The sequence below is a fragment of the Acinetobacter sp. YH12021 genome, from assembly GCF_013420145.1.
In the GTDB taxonomy this organism is placed as follows: domain Bacteria; phylum Pseudomonadota; class Gammaproteobacteria; order Pseudomonadales; family Moraxellaceae; genus Acinetobacter; species Acinetobacter towneri.
In genome coordinates, this window is sequence record NZ_VOYT01000028.1 from 1 (window position 1) to 16,182 (window position 16,182).

The 16,182-nt window shown below is 37.3% G+C and carries 16 protein-coding genes and 1 pseudogene; 6 read left to right on the top strand and 11 right to left on the bottom strand.

What is annotated here, in order from left to right; genetic code table 11:
* Positions 1 to 320: 320 nt before the first annotated feature.
* The 7 genes from FTT91_RS13435 to FTT91_RS13465 all read right to left on the bottom strand — a co-directional run bounded on the left by FTT91_RS13435 (position 321) and on the right by FTT91_RS13465 (position 6,928).
* The gene (locus FTT91_RS13435; RefSeq protein WP_180169638.1) at positions 321 to 1,502 is read right to left on the bottom strand and encodes a carbohydrate porin; all 1,182 of its coding nucleotides are present in this window, start codon (positions 1,500 to 1,502) and stop codon (positions 321 to 323) included.
* A 90-nt stretch (positions 1,503 to 1,592) separates the two neighbouring features.
* Positions 1,593 to 2,660: a maleylacetate reductase gene (locus FTT91_RS13440; protein ID WP_180169626.1), complete on the bottom strand. Its 1,068-nt coding sequence runs from the start codon at positions 2,658 to 2,660 to the stop codon at positions 1,593 to 1,595.
* A gap of 11 nt (positions 2,661 to 2,671) precedes the next feature.
* Positions 2,672 to 3,058 carry a nuclear transport factor 2 family protein gene (locus tag FTT91_RS13445; RefSeq protein ID WP_257229601.1) on the bottom strand — a complete coding sequence of 129 codons (387 nt, stop codon included), beginning with the start codon at positions 3,056 to 3,058 and terminating at the stop codon, positions 2,672 to 2,674.
* Between the two features lie 279 nt (positions 3,059 to 3,337).
* The gene (gene pcaF, locus FTT91_RS13450; RefSeq protein ID WP_180169627.1) at positions 3,338 to 4,549 is read right to left on the bottom strand and encodes a 3-oxoadipyl-CoA thiolase; all 1,212 of its coding nucleotides are present in this window, start codon (positions 4,547 to 4,549) and stop codon (positions 3,338 to 3,340) included.
* Positions 4,550 to 4,705: 156 nt separating this feature from the next.
* Positions 4,706 to 5,359: a 3-oxoacid CoA-transferase subunit B gene (locus FTT91_RS13455; protein WP_180169628.1), complete on the bottom strand. Its 654-nt coding sequence runs from the start codon at positions 5,357 to 5,359 to the stop codon at positions 4,706 to 4,708.
* Positions 5,360 to 5,372: 13 nt separating this feature from the next.
* Positions 5,373 to 6,053 carry a 3-oxoacid CoA-transferase subunit A gene (locus FTT91_RS13460; RefSeq protein ID WP_180169629.1) on the bottom strand — a complete coding sequence of 227 codons (681 nt, stop codon included), beginning with the start codon at positions 6,051 to 6,053 and terminating at the stop codon, positions 5,373 to 5,375.
* Positions 6,053 to 6,928 (bottom strand): intradiol ring-cleavage dioxygenase, encoded by an 876-nt coding sequence (locus FTT91_RS13465; protein ID WP_180169630.1) that lies wholly within the window; start codon positions 6,926 to 6,928, stop codon positions 6,053 to 6,055. The genes FTT91_RS13460 and FTT91_RS13465 overlap by 1 nt, the downstream gene beginning before the upstream one ends.
* A gap of 119 nt (positions 6,929 to 7,047) precedes the next feature.
* On the opposite strand from FTT91_RS13465, the gene FTT91_RS13470 reads away from it, so the two are divergent.
* From FTT91_RS13470 to FTT91_RS13480, 3 genes are all read left to right on the top strand, one after another.
* On the top strand, positions 7,048 to 7,968 hold the full coding sequence (locus FTT91_RS13470) for a LysR family transcriptional regulator (protein WP_180169631.1): 921 nt from the start codon (positions 7,048 to 7,050) through the stop codon (positions 7,966 to 7,968).
* 178 nt (positions 7,969 to 8,146) lie between these two features.
* The gene (locus FTT91_RS13475) at positions 8,147 to 9,220 is read left to right on the top strand and encodes a Gfo/Idh/MocA family protein (protein WP_218952057.1); all 1,074 of its coding nucleotides are present in this window, start codon (positions 8,147 to 8,149) and stop codon (positions 9,218 to 9,220) included.
* Positions 9,221 to 9,450: 230 nt separating this feature from the next.
* A complete protein-coding gene (locus FTT91_RS13480; RefSeq protein WP_180169632.1) occupies positions 9,451 to 9,924 on the top strand; it encodes a DMT family transporter in 474 nt (157 codons plus the stop codon).
* Between the two features lie 54 nt (positions 9,925 to 9,978).
* On the opposite strand, the gene FTT91_RS13485 is transcribed toward FTT91_RS13480, so the two are convergent.
* On the bottom strand, positions 9,979 to 10,755 hold the full coding sequence (locus FTT91_RS13485) for an SDR family NAD(P)-dependent oxidoreductase (protein WP_180169633.1): 777 nt from the start codon (positions 10,753 to 10,755) through the stop codon (positions 9,979 to 9,981).
* Between the two features lie 207 nt (positions 10,756 to 10,962).
* Between FTT91_RS13485 and FTT91_RS13490 the strand changes: the two genes are divergently transcribed.
* Both FTT91_RS13490 and FTT91_RS13495 read left to right on the top strand, forming a co-directional pair.
* Positions 10,963 to 11,785 (top strand): IS5 family transposase gene (locus FTT91_RS13490; protein WP_180169634.1). Its coding sequence is split into 2 segments (ribosomal slippage): positions 10,963 to 11,343 and positions 11,345 to 11,785, totalling 822 coding nucleotides; the frame shifts between segments, so codons are not numbered across the junction.
* Positions 11,786 to 11,850: 65 nt separating this feature from the next.
* Positions 11,851 to 12,563 (top strand): IS5 family transposase gene (locus FTT91_RS13495; RefSeq protein WP_257229602.1). Its coding sequence is split into 2 segments (ribosomal slippage): positions 11,851 to 12,148 and positions 12,148 to 12,563, totalling 714 coding nucleotides; the frame shifts between segments, so codons are not numbered across the junction.
* Between the two features lie 771 nt (positions 12,564 to 13,334).
* Here FTT91_RS13495 and FTT91_RS13500 read toward each other — a convergent pair.
* The 3 genes from FTT91_RS13500 to FTT91_RS13510 all read right to left on the bottom strand — a co-directional run bounded on the left by FTT91_RS13500 (position 13,335) and on the right by FTT91_RS13510 (position 15,862).
* Positions 13,335 to 14,198, bottom strand: coding sequence for a sugar phosphate isomerase/epimerase (locus tag FTT91_RS13500; protein ID WP_180169635.1), 864 nt, complete (start codon positions 14,196 to 14,198; stop codon positions 13,335 to 13,337).
* Between the two features lie 20 nt (positions 14,199 to 14,218).
* Entirely contained in the window at positions 14,219 to 15,496 is a 1,278-nt protein-coding gene (locus FTT91_RS13505) for an MFS transporter (RefSeq protein ID WP_180169636.1), read from the bottom strand.
* Between the two features lie 99 nt (positions 15,497 to 15,595).
* Positions 15,596 to 15,862 carry a hypothetical protein gene (locus FTT91_RS13510; RefSeq protein ID WP_180169637.1) on the bottom strand — a complete coding sequence of 89 codons (267 nt, stop codon included), beginning with the start codon at positions 15,860 to 15,862 and terminating at the stop codon, positions 15,596 to 15,598.
* Between the two features lie 216 nt (positions 15,863 to 16,078).
* On the opposite strand from FTT91_RS13510, the pseudogene FTT91_RS13515 reads away from it, so the two are divergent.
* A pseudogene (locus tag FTT91_RS13515) lies at positions 16,079 to 16,182 on the top strand (IS5/IS1182 family transposase); the annotation flags it as partial.

Sequence of the window (16,182 nt, forward strand, 5' to 3'; positions counted from 1 at the left end):
TCATTCAAGTCTAGACAAAATGACACCAAATGAGTTTTACTATGATCAGCTACCCCAACAAAACAAGGTGGCTTAACTAGAGCGGAATATCACTTATAAATACGCTTTTAGTTGTTCAAACAAGTGGAACCACCTCTAGCTAAGTTTTCTCTTCATAGTTTCAAGCAACATACTATGATAAGGAGTATTAGATTTGACTCCTAAATTTAAATACACTCTCTTCAATAAAATCAGTACACATTACAATTCAATACAGGCTTCTTCATTCGAAAATTATAAAGAAGCCCTCAAAAATTGGTTTAAAGTAATTTAAGTATTAATTACCATGAATGTTCTAATTGAACTCCAATATTTGAACCACTGGACGTATTATAAAAACTACTATTTGGATTTACCAAATCCCTCATCCTTTGTTCAGATGCATTCCAAAAAGCATATGTATAATACAGTCGCAGCTCAGGTCGATCATTGTATCCATTCCCATGGAGAGTAAATGTTGGGGCAAATGTTATCTTTGTCAAATCACGAGTTTCATCACCTTGTTTGATCTGATCATAACCAATCTCACCAGTTAACTTAAAATGATCACTTACTACATATGATGTTCGAGTACCGATAGATAGCCACTTTGCATTTTCTTGTTGTTCGTAATCATTAATTTGATAAAGTATCTGAGCTTGCCCATTAATTACTTTATTCGGACTTTGCCAATCTAATATATCAAGTATACGGATTGCAGTATTGTCACGATTTAGACTTACATCTCCAGTATAACCAAGCCCGATACCTGGTCCTTCACCATATTGAAATGCAATAGTATTTTTACCATTAAGGACATTTGATGTAATATTTTGAATAGTAAATGCCAAACCATCATTGTCATCATCAATATAAGACACGCCTAAATTCAATTTATTTGTTTCATTTAATTTAATATCGCTCACTGTGAAATTATGTCTATTGATATATTTATCTTGGAACAAATCGTCTTTTCTTGAAAAAACATAACTTAATGCAAAATTATCTAATTTATAATGATCAATACCAAAACCTGTACCACTTTCATTCCAATAAAAGAAATCAGACATGTTTATATCATTTCGATTATAGTAACGACGTCCAGCCCAAAAATTACCACCATTCAAGAATGAAACGTTAGTCCAATCTATATAAATTTGGTTCATTCTGGTATAGCCACTATCCCCACTAAATTTTAAAGATTTTCCATAGTCATTATAAAACTGCATCATACCATTGATACTAATCTTCGAATGATCCGAAAGCTCGGCTAATTCTTGTGATGCAAATATCTCTCCATACTGCTCACATTCATTACCTAATCGATATTTTGATGGAGCACCTGTAAGCTTAAAACATTCTTGCATGTCCCCATGATCTGTCCCTCCCATACCTGTTCGGAAATATCCATTCACTTCTACTGCAGATACAAATTGTGAAGATACAAGTAGTGCAGCACTATACATCCATAGCGTCTTTTTCATTTTAAAATTCCATTTTTTAGGCATAATTATCCAACTGACCTAAATAAATAGATCAGCTGTAATACACTCGTTAATTAAGAATTGACGAATTTAGTTAGGACGAATCCCTTCAAAGGCATTCTGTAATAAATGACGAATTGCATTTTTTTCGATAGGTACTGGATTCCAGTACGGATTAGATAATGCAATCTCCGTTGCCTTATCTAATCCAGCTTCGGTTAAACCTAGCTCAGACAATGTAGTAGGTCCTTCTAACTCAGAAACGAGATCGAAGAGTGCATTTGCAGCGGTACTTTCAGTTGCGCCTAATGCTCGTTTAATTCGCTCCATTGCCTCAGGTACTGCTTTTTCGTTGTACGCGATTGCATGAGGAAGGACGACAGTATGTGTTTGTGCATGTGGTAAGTTGAAGCTTCCACCCAACGTATGGCAAAGTTTATGATGAATAGCCATACCAACATTGCCTAATACATATCCACACAACCAAGCACCATACAAACACAAGCTACGTGCTTCAATATCTTGATCATTTTTCTTAAGAAGTCTTAATCCATCAGCTAATGCACGAATCCCTTCTTCAGCTAGTAAAGACATAATAGGATTACCATTTTGGGCATACAAACCCTCAGCTGCATGAGCTATTGCATTTATCCCACTGGTGATGGACATATCAAGAGGTAAGCTTAAAGTTAGTTCAGGATCATAAATCACTGTTTTCGGCAGGACTCTTGGATCTTTACCTGTTTTCTTGATCCCATTTTCAGTGATTCCATATACAGGTGTCATTTCTGAACCTGCATAAGTTGTCGGGATAGCAAGTATTGGTAGATCATACTCAAGAGCAATTGCTTTACCTAAACCCGTAGTTGAACCTCCACCCACTGCAACTGCACAGTCGGCTCCCAATTCTCTCGCTACAGCCACTGCTTCTTTCGCTGTTTCTACTGGTACATGCATGACAGCCTTTGGAAAAACCCCTACAGAAGAATTTCCGAGTAATTCTGATATTTTCTCAGCTAATCCAACTTGCTCAGGCGTGGATAAAATTAGCGCCTTTTTTGCACCTAAGGCCTCTATTTCAGCTTTTAAATTTTTGAGGGAACCTGCTCCAAAAATCACTCTACTCTGAGGGATGTCATATATAAATTCATTTTTCATTTCAAATATCCTTATGGCAATGGCGTAGGCTGATAAGCATAGAAAAGCCATGTACTATTTTCTTTTCTCCAAATAGCTAATGACTTATTTTTTAGATTTTTTTGAATATTTCCGGCAACTAACTCTGAATGCATTTCACCAAAAACAAGTGCGACATCGCCAATAATTTGAATTTTAGAAATTGGGTGTTCAATCCATTTATAATCATAGAAACCACCAAATAACTTATCTAAATAAGACTCTTTAGAATCTGTAATTCCACTAGTATGGGTATAAGTCATTTCAGGATGAGCCAGTTTGGCAAAATCTTCATAGCGTCTTTCAACGATTGCATTGAACCGCTCATCTTCCAGATTTTTAATTAAAATATCGTCCATTTGATCAATTGCACTCTTCATAACTCAATATACAATTTAATCCTAACTTTAATAAAAAAATTAAAAAACAACGATTTAGGAAATTATATTTTCAAAAATGAAAGAATAACTAAAATAAAAAAAATATAAAATAAAACATAAGCTTAAAATTAAATAAATAAGTATTCTCGCTATTAACTTCTATAATTTATTTCCCAATATACTAAACTCTTATTCTTAAAAATAACTTTTATTCCATATTCAAATATTAAAAAGGACCCAAATATGGATCCTTTCTAATTCACTCCCTCTCGAGTAAAACTAGGTCACTACTCTTTGAATAATGACCGCAATTCCTTGACCAACCCCAATACACATTGAACATAGCGCATAGGTTCCACCGGTTTGTTCTAACTGGTTTAAAGCTGTGGTGACTAAACGTGCACCCGAAGCACCCAGTGGATGACCAATCGCAATCGCACCACCATTTGGATTCACTTGTGTCGTGTCATCCGCTAGACCTAAATCACGGGTCACAGCCAGTGCTTGTGCCGCAAAAGCTTCATTCAGTTCAATCACATCCATCTGCTCAATCGTGAGATTGACTTGTTTTAGTAGCTTCTTGATCGCAGGTGCAGGAGCAAAACCCATAATCCGTGGTTCAACTCCCACAGCTGTAGATGCAATAATCTTGGCACGTGGTTTTAGATTGTACTGTTCAATCGCTGCTTCTGAGGCGATGAGTACAGCAGCGGCACCGTCATTTATGCCTGACGCGTTTCCCGCTGTGACAGTGCCTTCTGCTGTGACGACTGGCTTAAGTTTAGCCAAACCTTCTAGTGTGGTCGATGCACGTGGATGTTCATCCGTATCGATAACAATCGGATCACCCTTACGCTGAGCAATGCTCACTGGAATGATCTCGTGTTTAAAAAAGCCTTGAGCTTGCGCGGCTGTTGTGCGCTTTTGACTCGTCAAGGCAAACTGGTCTTGATCTGCACGATCAATATTAAATTGTTGTGCCACGTTCTCTGCTGTCTGTGGCATGGTTTCTACACCATACATCGCTTTCAGCTTGGGATTGATAAAACGCCAGCCCATGGTGGTGTCTTCAATCTTCTGGCTACGCCCATAAGCACTTTCCGATTTGCCCATCACAAAAGGTGCACGAGACATACTTTCTACGCCACCCGCAATGATGAGGTTGGCTTCTTCAGCTTTAATGGCACGTGCGGCAATGGCAATCGCATCTAAAGATGAACCACATAAACGGTTGATGGTGGTTGCAGGTACTTCTACAGGTAAACCTGCCAATAATGCCGACATACGACCCACATTACGGTTGTCTTCACCAGCTTGGTTGGCACAGCCGTAAATCACATCATCGACCTGTGACCAATCCACAGTCGGGTTACGATGCATCAAGGCTTGAATCGGCAATGCACCCAAGTCATCGGCACGAACTGGGGCAAGTCCACCCGCATAACGACCAAATGGAGTACGGATGGCATCAATGATATATGCGTCTTTCATGTTTCATCTTGTCCTTTCAATCCCCCTCTTGCGAAGCAGTGCTTCTCACCTTTACAAAGGGGGACTTTCTTAGGTTGTCTTCTTTATTTCTTCAATCCGTTCCGTGTAGCTCCTCCCTTTTTAAAAGGGAGGTCGGGAGGGATTTGAGGAGATTAATTATCCTTGTGTCGCATCCACTAATGGAGCACCCGTCATGGCCTGCAATTCAGTAAAGCTTAAACCGTAGACTTTCTCAATCACTTTTAAGCCTTCAGGTGTGACATCAATCACACATAGGTCGGTATAGATGCGATCGACACATTTCAAACCTGTAGCTGGATAAGTCAGCTCAGCCACAATCTTAGGTTCACCTTGCTTAGTGACATGATCTGTCGTGATAAACACTTTCTTGGCACCCACGGCTAAATCCATAGCACCACCCACTGCAGGAATCGCATCGGGTGCACCAGTATGCCAGTTGGCCAAATCACCATTGGCTGCAATCTGGAACGCACCGAGTACGGCAATATCCAAATGCCCACCACGCATCATGGCAAAAGAGTCACCATGGTGGAAAAAGGCACCGCCTTGCAGCATGGTCACGTATTCTTTACCCGCATTGATCAACTCAGGATCTTCTTCACCAGCTGCTGGTGGTGGACCAAAGGCCAATAAGCCATTTTCAGAATGCAGGAAAACATCTTTGTCACTTGGGAGATAACTGGCAATCTTGGTCGGTAAGCCAATGCCTAAATTGACATAAGCCCCATCGGGAATATCTTGTGCCACACGTTCAGCAATCTGGTTGCGGCTGAGTTTTTGATAGCTCATGAAAGTCTCCTACTTACACAGCAACAGGTTCAGGTTGTACCTGCACCACATGTTGAACGAAGATACCAGGGGTGATGATGTGTTCAGGGTCTAAATCACCGAGTTCTACCACTTCAGAGACTTGTGCAATGGTGACATTGGCTGCCATCGCCATGATCGGACCGAAGTTACGTGCCGATTTACGATAGACCAGATTGCCCCAACGGTCGCCTTGCTGTGCTTTAATCAAAGCGAAGTCGGCTTTGATTGGATATTCGAGGACATAATCTTTACCGTCGATATGACGGGTTTCTTTACCTTCAGCCAATAACGTGCCGTAGCCAGTTGGAGTGAAGACTGCCCCAAGTCCCATTCCTGCGGCTTGAATACGACAGGCCAAATTGCCTTGAGGCACCAGTTCTAATTCGATTTTTCCTGCACGATAGAGTTCATCGAAGACCCAAGAATCGGACTGACGTGGGAATGAACAGATGACTTTATTCACAGCACTGGCTTTGAGTAGCTTTGCCAGACCATAGTCGCCATTGCCTGCGTTGTTGCTAACAATGGTTAGGTCTTTAATGCCAAGTTGAATTAAGCCATCAATCAGTTCAGCTGGTTGGCCTGCTGTACCAAAACCACCAATCATGATGGTTGACCCATCGGTGATTTGGGAGAGCGCTTCCTCAATAGAAGCCGAAGCTTTATTAATCATTATGCAGCCTCTACCTTTTCCTTATTTAAAATGAAATCAAAATCTAATGTATAGAAAGGCGCATTTTGGTATTCACCATTCGGAGTGGTTCCACTCTCGTGTTTTACCCATTCCGCAATAAGTGAAGTTCGTACTCCAAACACAGCATCTGAATCCAAATATTCGCCTGCATCTTTAAATACATGGGTTACCAAACGCTCATAGCCGGGAGCAGAAATCATGAAATGTAAGTGAGCAGGTCTCCAAGGATGACGATTTAATGCTTCAAGCATTTTTCCTACAGGACCATCATGTGGAATTGGATACGCTTCAGGAACAATAGTTTGAAAATGATATTTACCATCTTTATCGGCATGGAATACAGCACGACCTTGGTATTGTTCAAGATGTTCTTTCTGAACATCATAAAAACCTTCATCATCTGCTTGCCAAACTTCAATCTCGGCATTAGGAATAATTTGACCATCTATTCCTTTGATGACACCATTAACAAACCAAGATGTACCTTTAACCCCCGCACTCATATTACTTCCTAGTTCTAAATGTGGGGCATCTTGAACGTGAAATGGACCAAATACTGTTGCTTCAGTACAGCCAATCGGCTTTTTGTGGTTTTGAGCAATTACTAAAGTGGATAGACCAAGTGTGTCAGATAAAAGAATGAATTCTTGACGAGTTGGGCTACAAATTTGCCCAACATCAGTTAGGAACTTCACACCAATTTCCCACTCTTCTTCAGTTAATTGAACTTCACGGGCAAATGAATGAAGATGCTGAACCAAAGAGTGCATGACATCTTTTAACCGATCATTTGAAGCAGAAGAGTTTCTTTCAATAACAGCTTGCGTGATTGTTCTTTCATCTAAATTTTTCATAATTTTTCCATAAAATGAATCTAACTCCTATATTTCTCATGCTAAGCTGTTAATTATTGAAATAAAATGTTGGTTGAGAAAATCTTTATTTCATATTGGAAATAATAGGAAGGGATTATATGGACAGATTAACGAGCATGGAGTTATTCGTTGCTGTTGCGGAGCTAGGCACACTTAATAAAGCTGCTGAAAAATTAGATATCTCTAATGCTGCTGCAACCAGACATATTGCTGCACTCGAAAGTAGGCTTAATGTAAGATTGATTGAACGCAGTACCCGTCGTTTATCTTTGACAACAATAGGACTCGAATATTATAAAAAGTGTAAAGCCGTACTTTCCGAAATTGATCAAGCTGAATCCTCAATCAGTAATGCTGCAGTTGAACCTGAAGGGACTGTGACGATAACTTCCTCAATTTCATTTGCAATAATGCATATCACTCCATTGATCCCTGAATTTAATAAACTTTATCCTAAAATTAAAATCAATTTAGTTGGTGCAAATCGCTACCATGATATTATTGATAGCAACATTGATATTGCTATCAGGACTAGAGAATTTGAACCTGACTCAAACCTGACTATCCGAAAACTAGCAACTACAGACCGAATCTTAGCTGCTTCATACGATTACATTAAACGTAAAGGCAAACCTCAAACTATCGAAGAACTCCAAAATCATGACATTTTGCTCTATAGTCATGCGAATAATCCTAGAGTTTTAAGTTTTAGCAAAGATGATGAAATTAAAAATTTTACATTAGATCCTGTTATTGAAACCAATGATGGCCAAATTGTTCGATCAGCTGCTTTGAACGGATCAGGAATCCTAATTCAACCACTTTATATTATTTATCAAGATATTGTAGAAGGTAGGCTTATTCCAATTCTAACAGATTGGAAACTTCCAGAACTTAAGATCAATATTGCCTTTCAAAGTAGGCAATTTATGCCAATTAAAAATAGATTATTTATTGATTTCTTAATCGAAGACTTTAAAAACAAAGAATATGAACGTTACTGGAGCTCTATTCAATAACCGCTCTTGAATCTATCGAATATGTTTATCGCTTCTTTAAACAATTATTGATAAAGCATTCACAAATGATTATTTCAAAATTGAAATAATCATTTCCTTAAAAGCTCTTTATACACATATTAGAAAAAGCTAACTTTCATCTATTCAAAATTGGAAAATTCTTTACAGGAGTTTTATTTTGCAAAAAGAGAAATTAAAAGTTGCACTTTTAGGTATTACCCATCCACATACTTCAGGACGAGTAAAAGCACTACAACGTCGTCAAGATATTGAGATTTATGGTGCCGCAGATCATAGCGAACTTTTAGAGCCTTTCTGTAGTGCTTTAAATTTAACAGCTCGTACCAAAGAAGAAATCTTAAACAATCCTGAAATTGACATAATCTTAGTACATTCTAAAAGTTATGAAATGGCAGACTTGACTATTGCTGCCTTAGAAAAAGGTAAGGCCGTTTTAGTTGAAAAACCTGCTGGGAGAGGTGTACAAGATACTCAACGTATCGTAGATGCTGTAGAAAAATATAATGGTTTTGTGCAGGTTGGCTATTGTTGGCGTTTTGCTCCTTCCATCAATGCAATGCAAGATTGTTTAAAGCAGGGTAAAATTGGTAAAGTTTTACAAGTACGTGCTCATGCTGGATGTTCACACAATGAAGCAGAAACAGCTCACATGCGCCAATCAGGTGATTTAGGCGGTGCTTTTTTTGTTATTGGTTGCCACTTATTTGATCGAGTCATTCATCATTTTGGTATGCCTAAATCTGTGAATGCCCGGATTACGAAATTTGATGGTTTTAAAGGTGAAGAAGCGCGAGAGGATGCTGCTGGTGCTATTTTAAATTATGATGATAAAATTGTGGTCGTTGATTTTATGTCTTGGGATGTGTTGCCTTGGACAGAAAGCTGGGATATGACAGCTTATGGGACTGAGGGTATTATGTCATCCCGCTCATTACCATCATCATATAAGCTCTATCAAACAGGCAAAGTTGAAGGAACAACCCAAGGTTGGACTGAGTGGCATGAAACAAGTTTCCCTGAAATTTGGGCAACGAAGAAGACAGAATATTCACCAGAAATTGCAGAAATTGGCAACCCAATTTATTTTGATCGTGAATTAAAAGCATTTCTAGATTCTTATCTAAATAAAAAGCCTTCACAAGTTCCTGCAACACAAGCACATAGTATTTCTATTATATTAGCAAAATTATTTGAATCAGCTGCAAAGAACGGGACAGAAGTTGTCCTTTAAATATTCTCAATAATGAAAGCCTTCATATTATGAAGGCTTTTTTAAATATAAATTAAAAGAAAACTACGTAATCCATCAGTACTGATATTTAAAAAATGGTGAGGAGAATTATGAGTCATTTAAATATATAACTAATCTAATATTTTATCTCGTGCTTTAATAAAACTGGTGTTCTTATAATAATCAATGGAACTCGTGTTCAAGAGAAACTATATAATTAGGGTGATCTGATGAATTTAATCTACGTTTTGATGGCATTGTTAGGTGGTGCTGGACTTTCTATCCAAGCAGCTGTTAATAGTCGATTAAGTGAAGGGGTAGGAGAACAACCTATTATCGCAACGCTTATTTCTTTTAGTGTTGGTACGGTATGTTTGTTAGCTATAGCTTTAGCACAAACCCATTGGCAAAGTGTGGCGCAGAGTATTACTTTACAGCCATGGTGGCATTGGATAGGAGGAGCGATTGGTGCGAGCATTGTATTTACTTCTATTTTTTTAGCTCCTAAATTAGGTATCGCTAACACCATGTTTCTATTTATTCTTGGGCAATTAGTGATGGGAATGTTAATTGATAGTTTGGGACTCATCCAAATGCCTGTTAGACCAATATTCTGGTGGAAGCCGATTGGAATGGGAATTATGCTTATTGGTTTATGTTTATTTATGTTTGGTGAGGGCTGGTTTAATCAAAAACATACATGAGAAATAAATAGGAGCCTAAGACACGATCTTAGTTCTCCTATTTATAAGGATCATTTAGCTATAAAAATCAAAACCAGTTGTTAATCCAGCGTCTGCCATAAGATCTGCACCTAATAATGCACTAGAACCAGAAGATAATAAGAATAAGATTGTTTTAGCTACATCATCTACTTCCAAAATTTTTCCATACGGTTGGCGATTAGCTCGTTTAGGATGGAAGCTTGGATCATTTACAGATTCTACATGACGTTTGAATAAGCCTGCCATCATCGGACCTGGGCTAACAATATTAACTTTAATCCCATCACGAGCATAGTCTAAAGATGTTGTACGAGCTAATTCACGAACAGCAGCTTTAGATGCAGAGTAAATTGGTAAACCTTGTTCACCAAACGTTGCACAGATGCTGCCAATTAAAACAATGCTACCTTGCTTATTTGGAAGCATTAAGGGTAATGCTGCTTGAAGTGCTTGAATTGTACCTAAGATATTAACATCAAATACTTTTTTGATACGATCAGGAGTGACTTCAAGAATACGATCAACGTCAGTTACAGCCGCACAAGGTACTAAACCCACATGTTTAAAATTACCTACTTTGACAGCTTCAATAAGAGCAGCCCAAGACTCTGGATTGGTAATATCACCTTGGAAATGTTCATAATTATCTAAAATGTCTAAAGCTGCTGTTTTACCAGCAATATCAAGACCAAAGACTTTTACATTAGATTGGGTTAATGCAATTGCCATTGCTTCACCAAGACCTGAAGATGTTCCTGTTAGAATTACCGCTTCAGGTAGATCAAATGTAATTTGTTGCGATATACTCATTTATAAAACTCCATTTTAGATTAACTTTAGATCTGAAATATTTTCTTTCATTTCCTAGTTTTTATTTTAAAGAAGATTATTAATTTTAAAAGAATATTAATTAAAAACAGTTTTTCTAAAAATGAAATTATATGTTTTTTATAATAGGCAGTTTTTATAAATCATTAGACCTCTTGCGAAAGTAAAAAATGCCTCAATATAGATTTCATGAGATATGAGAAATTAAACCGTTTTTCAGATTCTGAATTTAAGCGCTTGGTTGGTGTACCTCGACCAGTTTTTACTGAAATGCTCGATGTTTTAGAAAAAGCAGAATCACTTAAAAAGAAATCAGGTCGTCCTCATACTTTAACTATAGAGGATCAATTGTTATTAACGCTCAATTACTTACGAAATTATAGCACTCAATTGGAGTTAGCAGCACACTATCATATCGCTGAAAGTAATGTGAATCGAACTATTAAAAAGGTTGAAGATGCCTTGATGAGATCAAGACGTTTTACTCTGCCAAAACGGAGCCTTACCACAACTGACGAACGCTTTAACTGGGTCATTGTTGATGCGACAGAATGTTCAATAGAACGCCCGAAAAAAAAACCAGAGTAAGTTCTACAGTGGTAAAAAGAAGAAACATACACTAAAAACCCAAGTGATCTATCATCCGCAGAGCAAACAAATCATAGGGATCGATGTATCAAATGGCAGTCAGCATGATATTAAACTGGCAAGAAAAACGGTTAAGAAGTTTAAACATTGTGAATATGTTCTGACGGATTTAGGGTACTATGGATTAGAACAAGAGGGATTTAAGTTATTGATGCCAATCAAGAAAAATAAGAATTTACCTTTATTTGATGCTGAGAAAAAGTACAATAAAATGCTTGGAAAAATACGAGTTGTGATCGAACACATCAATAGTCAATTGAAAACATTTAGAATATTAAGTGAACGCTATCGAAATAGACGGAAAAGATTCGGTTTACGCATTAACTTAATCGCTGTACTGGTAAACCGAATTAACTTGCAATAACGACTTTCGCAAGAGGTCTATTTATCATGGATAGATACATACTTACTGATGCCTAATGGGTAAAAATGGAACCTTTTTGCCTAGGAAAAGTGACCGATCGAGGTCGTAGTGGAAAAGATAATCGATTATTTTTAGAAGCAGTCCTATGGATTGCCCGTACAGGCAGTCCATGGCGTGATCTGCCTCCTCACTTTGGTAAATGGAATACTGTCTTTAAAAGATACCGTGACTGGGTTAAAGCTGGCGTATTTGAAACTATTTTTGCATCTGTAAATGAAGATGCTGATTTGGAATATGCCATGATTGATGGAACGATTGTTAAAGTTCATCGACATGGGCAAGGTGCAAAGGGGGGACTTTCAATCAGTCTATAGGTAAATCTCGAGGCGGAATGACCTGTAAAATTCTTGCCTTAGTGGATAGTCTAGGCAACCTCATTAAATTTCGATTAATGCCTGGTCAATATCATGATTTAGTAGAAACCAAACCTTTAATTGAAGATATTGATTATCAAGCATTATTAGCAGATAAAGCATTTGATGCAGATTGGCTCATCCAAGAACTAAATGAGCGTAAAGTGAAAGTGGTGATCCCACCCAAATCTAATCGAAAAGTAGCGAGGACATTTGATACGATTATGTATAAATGGCGTCATCTCATTGAAAACTATTTCTGTAAGCTAAAAGAATTTAAACGTATAGCAATGCGTAGTTGTAAAACAGATACTAGTTTTCAAGCCATGATTCAATTGTGTGCGAGTTTAATTAACTCTCGCTAATTCTCAACAGACCCTAGGCAAATATTACTCCTTTGTGATTTTTACCAATGACTGTATCTCCTTCAAAATCTTCCAGACTTTCACGTTGATCTATTTCTTTAAGTCTGTAATAAATACTCATTCGATTTACTAGTTGCTCACGTCGATCCTTATTCTTAAACCCTATTTTCTATAGTTTTTTTGGCTTCTTAAACATTTATATAAGTCTCCACCATTTGCCTTATCACTGTAAATATACTGATAAATCCATTCATGAGATGGAGCATCGAGCTATCTACGTACTTATAAAGCTGAAGCAATTTGTTCAGGAGACCATGCTCTTTCAACGGATGATTAATGTACTCATAGGCAAATAGTCTCAAACTTGAAGTATGAATATACCGGCGACTTTGAGCCAATTGATGCACTTGTTTAGGTCGATAGCCACGCTGTCCTTTGTTACGGTTAATTTTTCTGTAAAATTTTGAACGGGAACGGTTTAATTAACGAGCTAATTGTACTTTTGATTTATTACTTTTAAAACAGCGAGAAATTGCGTATCTTTCATTTTGATAAAGCTGGGTGTATTGTTTCATGTTGTGCTTTCCAATTGTGAGTTGAAAAAATCATAATGATTATAATTCACCTAATTTTCTCAACCCATTACAAATGTATTGCACTTAACTTTTGAATCCACGGGTAAAATTAAGTAGAAATGTGATCAATTTTCTAATTTATGAAAGAATTCGAAGCCTCCCAATAGCTAAATAAATAACTATTGGGAGGAGGATATTAAGCTGTTACGAGGTTAAATGCATTAATGGTAGTTTCATAAGCACTTTTTGCCATTTGATCAAGTGTAAGAATACGGTGATCTTGTGAAATAAGTTCAACACCATAATAAGGTTGGGTAAAGCCAGTCTTTTCAATTTCATTTAAGAAAAGTGGAATATCAAACGAACCTTGACCACATAATTTACGATGGTGGGTAGAATCGTTGAATAAATCCCCTTGAACTTCTTCGGTAGCATCGTTTAATTCAACTGATTTAATTAAATGGGCTGGAACCGAACTAATTTCTTGAAAATCAATATTACCTCGCGCCAAATGCCAAATATCTAAACACAAGCCCCCATTACTATCGCCAGTATCAACGATTTTCAAACCATCTTCCAAAGTCGCAAGACGTGAAAAAGGCATAATTTCTAAGGCAACATTGGCATTAACTTGAGCAACCTCTTTACACAGTTTAGAAAATTCTGCTGACATATTCTCTAAAGTGTTTGGCGAGTTTTCAAATGGTTTAGCACCTACCTTAAGATTGCACATCCCAAGTTCAGCACCAAGCTCAATCATTTTTGAACGTTCATAATCAGATATTTTACGTTCTTCTCCAGTCAAATACCAATCTAACAAGATTTCAAGTTCAAAATATTTAATATCATTGTCTTTAAAAAGTTGACGGATACTTGCAATACTACTTTTTTCAAGTGTTGCTTGTAGATCTTTTAAAACGAGACCAATTCCTTTCCAGCCTGCTTTTGATGCAGCTTCTACACGCTCTTGAAGTGAAAATGGGCTAATTTCTGTTGGAGCACCGGGATAAACATTGCCCGCTAATGTCCAATACGCTGCGAGTAAATTTGGTCTATTCATGATTTGTCCTTAATAAAAACTTAGTGAGAAGCTACTTGTTTAGGGTCATAGCCTGTTAAGTCTTGGGTTATGGCGCAGTAGCAGATGAGGAGATAACAGATCATAGGAACAGTAAAGGCTGTAGCCATATTTGACATATCCGAGATATAACCCATTACTAGTGGTAGAACAGCACCGCCTACGAACATAGTAATCATCAACGATGCAGCCATTTGTGATTTTTTCCCCATACCACGTACACCCATTGCGAACACAGTTGGGTAAAGTGTTGATTTAAAGAAAAATAAACCAATAAGTATGATTACAGAAGAATAGTCATAGCCAAGTGCAACATATGCACAGCCAGCAGCACAGACTAGACTGTTAAAGATTTGTAGTTTACGAGGATCAACGAATTTCATTACAACGATGCCAGCGAAACGTCCCATCATGTAGCAGAACATGGCAATAGATAAGAAATAAGCAGCTTTAGTTGGGGTAATGCCATGCCAATGTTCAAGCACAAAGTTGATGAAGAATGCACCAATTCCGAAATGAGCTCCTGTATAACAGAATTTGCCAATCATACCTTTATGTAGGTTTTTATTTTTTGCAAATGGCAAATGTTCAAAGACATTATCATTGTTTGCTATTGTAGATGAGTCATTATGAAACTGCTCTGGAAATTTCAAAGTAATGATATAACTAACTAACGCAAAGATTAGGAGTGAAATAACAGCATATGTTAATGTTGCAGGTTCAACAGAAAAACCAGACATGTTCATAACTGGTATGAAAAACACTGCACCACCAACGATTGGACCACACATTCCACCCAGACCACCAAATGCTTGAGTGAGAGTCAAACGACGGGCAGCACCTGCTGGATCACCTAATTTAGATGCATATAAAAGACATACTATTTCTAAACAAGCTAGACCTGTTGCTAAGATAAAAATTGCTGTTAAGAAGGCAGAAAAGGTTCCAATTTGAGTGGCTGGAACAAAACCCATACAACCTACGGCAAATAGTGTTAAACCTACAATAATTGAATTTCTGTAGCCACATTTTTTCATTAAAAAGCCGACTGGGATAGCAGAAATAAAATAGGCACTTAAATAGGCAGTTTGAATAAAAGCAGACTCACCATGCGAAATATTGAATTTATCCTGAAAGTGCTTATTCAGGACATCTAATAGTGTATGAGAAAAAGCCCAAATAAAGTTACAAGCAATGACAAAAAGCATAGCTGTTTTAAGTGAGATCCTTTTCTTTTTAGTGGAGGAATTATCCACTATGTTATTTAAACTCGCATCCATTGCGGCTTCCTTTTAAATAGTTATAGTCATCTAATGGAAGCATGTGTCAATATGCTTCTCATTTATGTACAAAAATAAAAATGAAGAAGGATTAATTTCTTAAGACAAAAATAATCCAATATTCTCTGCTGGTAATTCTTGAAGAGCTCTTGAGTTCACAGTAATCGCTTTATTACTTTCAACTGAAGCCATTGCACATACTGCAAGATTAAGGGCCTGTAAACCATCAAATAGATTTGCTAATTTATCTACGCCTTCTTTCCAAGGATCAGCAATAAGTTTAAGTTCACATTGCGTATTTAAAAGCGCACTCTTAGAATGGATCTGAGCGATGCGTCCCGCACCTAGAATTGGTACTTTTAGCATACATATACTTCCTTTTAATAAAGATACTTCAAAAAATTATTTATTCTTGATTTCTTGATGATTCTTAGGTTATACAAGCCAATTTTGAAAAAAAATAGCAAATTCTAAAAACACTTTTTCATTTTTGAAATTAACCCCCCTCGCCATTTATCACTTTTAAAAGGCTTTGTTGCACAAACCTATCTGTAAAGGGTTTTTCAGCGATATAATTTTCAAATGAAGAAGCCTACACACAAAATCTACCGCACAACCAATTGGCCCGCATATAACCGAGCACTCATGAGTCGCGGAAATATTGCCATTTGGTTTGATCCTGCTAC

Excerpts from the sequence above, each read along its gene's own strand:
- FTT91_RS13435 (WP_180169638.1), bottom strand. The coding sequence starts at position 1,502 with ATGAAAAAGACGCTATGGATGTATAGTGCTGCACTACTTGTATCTTCA.
- FTT91_RS13440 (WP_180169626.1), bottom strand. The coding sequence starts at position 2,660 with ATGAAAAATGAATTTATATATGACATCCCTCAGAGTAGAGTGATTTTT.
- FTT91_RS13445 (WP_257229601.1), bottom strand. The coding sequence starts at position 3,058 with ATGAAGAGTGCAATTGATCAAATGGACGATATTTTAATTAAAAATCTG.
- pcaF (WP_180169627.1), bottom strand. The coding sequence starts at position 4,549 with ATGAAAGACGCATATATCATTGATGCCATCCGTACTCCATTTGGTCGT.
- FTT91_RS13455 (WP_180169628.1), bottom strand. The coding sequence starts at position 5,359 with ATGAGCTATCAAAAACTCAGCCGCAACCAGATTGCTGAACGTGTGGCA.
- FTT91_RS13460 (WP_180169629.1), bottom strand. The coding sequence starts at position 6,053 with ATGATTAATAAAGCTTCGGCTTCTATTGAGGAAGCGCTCTCCCAAATC.
- FTT91_RS13465 (WP_180169630.1), bottom strand. The coding sequence starts at position 6,928 with ATGAAAAATTTAGATGAAAGAACAATCACGCAAGCTGTTATTGAAAGA.
- FTT91_RS13470 (WP_180169631.1), top strand. The coding sequence starts at position 7,048 with ATGGACAGATTAACGAGCATGGAGTTATTCGTTGCTGTTGCGGAGCTA.
- FTT91_RS13480 (WP_180169632.1), top strand. The coding sequence starts at position 9,451 with ATGAATTTAATCTACGTTTTGATGGCATTGTTAGGTGGTGCTGGACTT.
- FTT91_RS13485 (WP_180169633.1), bottom strand. The coding sequence starts at position 10,755 with ATGAGTATATCGCAACAAATTACATTTGATCTACCTGAAGCGGTAATT.
- FTT91_RS13500 (WP_180169635.1), bottom strand. The coding sequence starts at position 14,198 with ATGAATAGACCAAATTTACTCGCAGCGTATTGGACATTAGCGGGCAAT.
- FTT91_RS13505 (WP_180169636.1), bottom strand. The coding sequence starts at position 15,496 with ATGGATGCGAGTTTAAATAACATAGTGGATAATTCCTCCACTAAAAAG.
- FTT91_RS13510 (WP_180169637.1), bottom strand. The coding sequence starts at position 15,862 with ATGCTAAAAGTACCAATTCTAGGTGCGGGACGCATCGCTCAGATCCAT.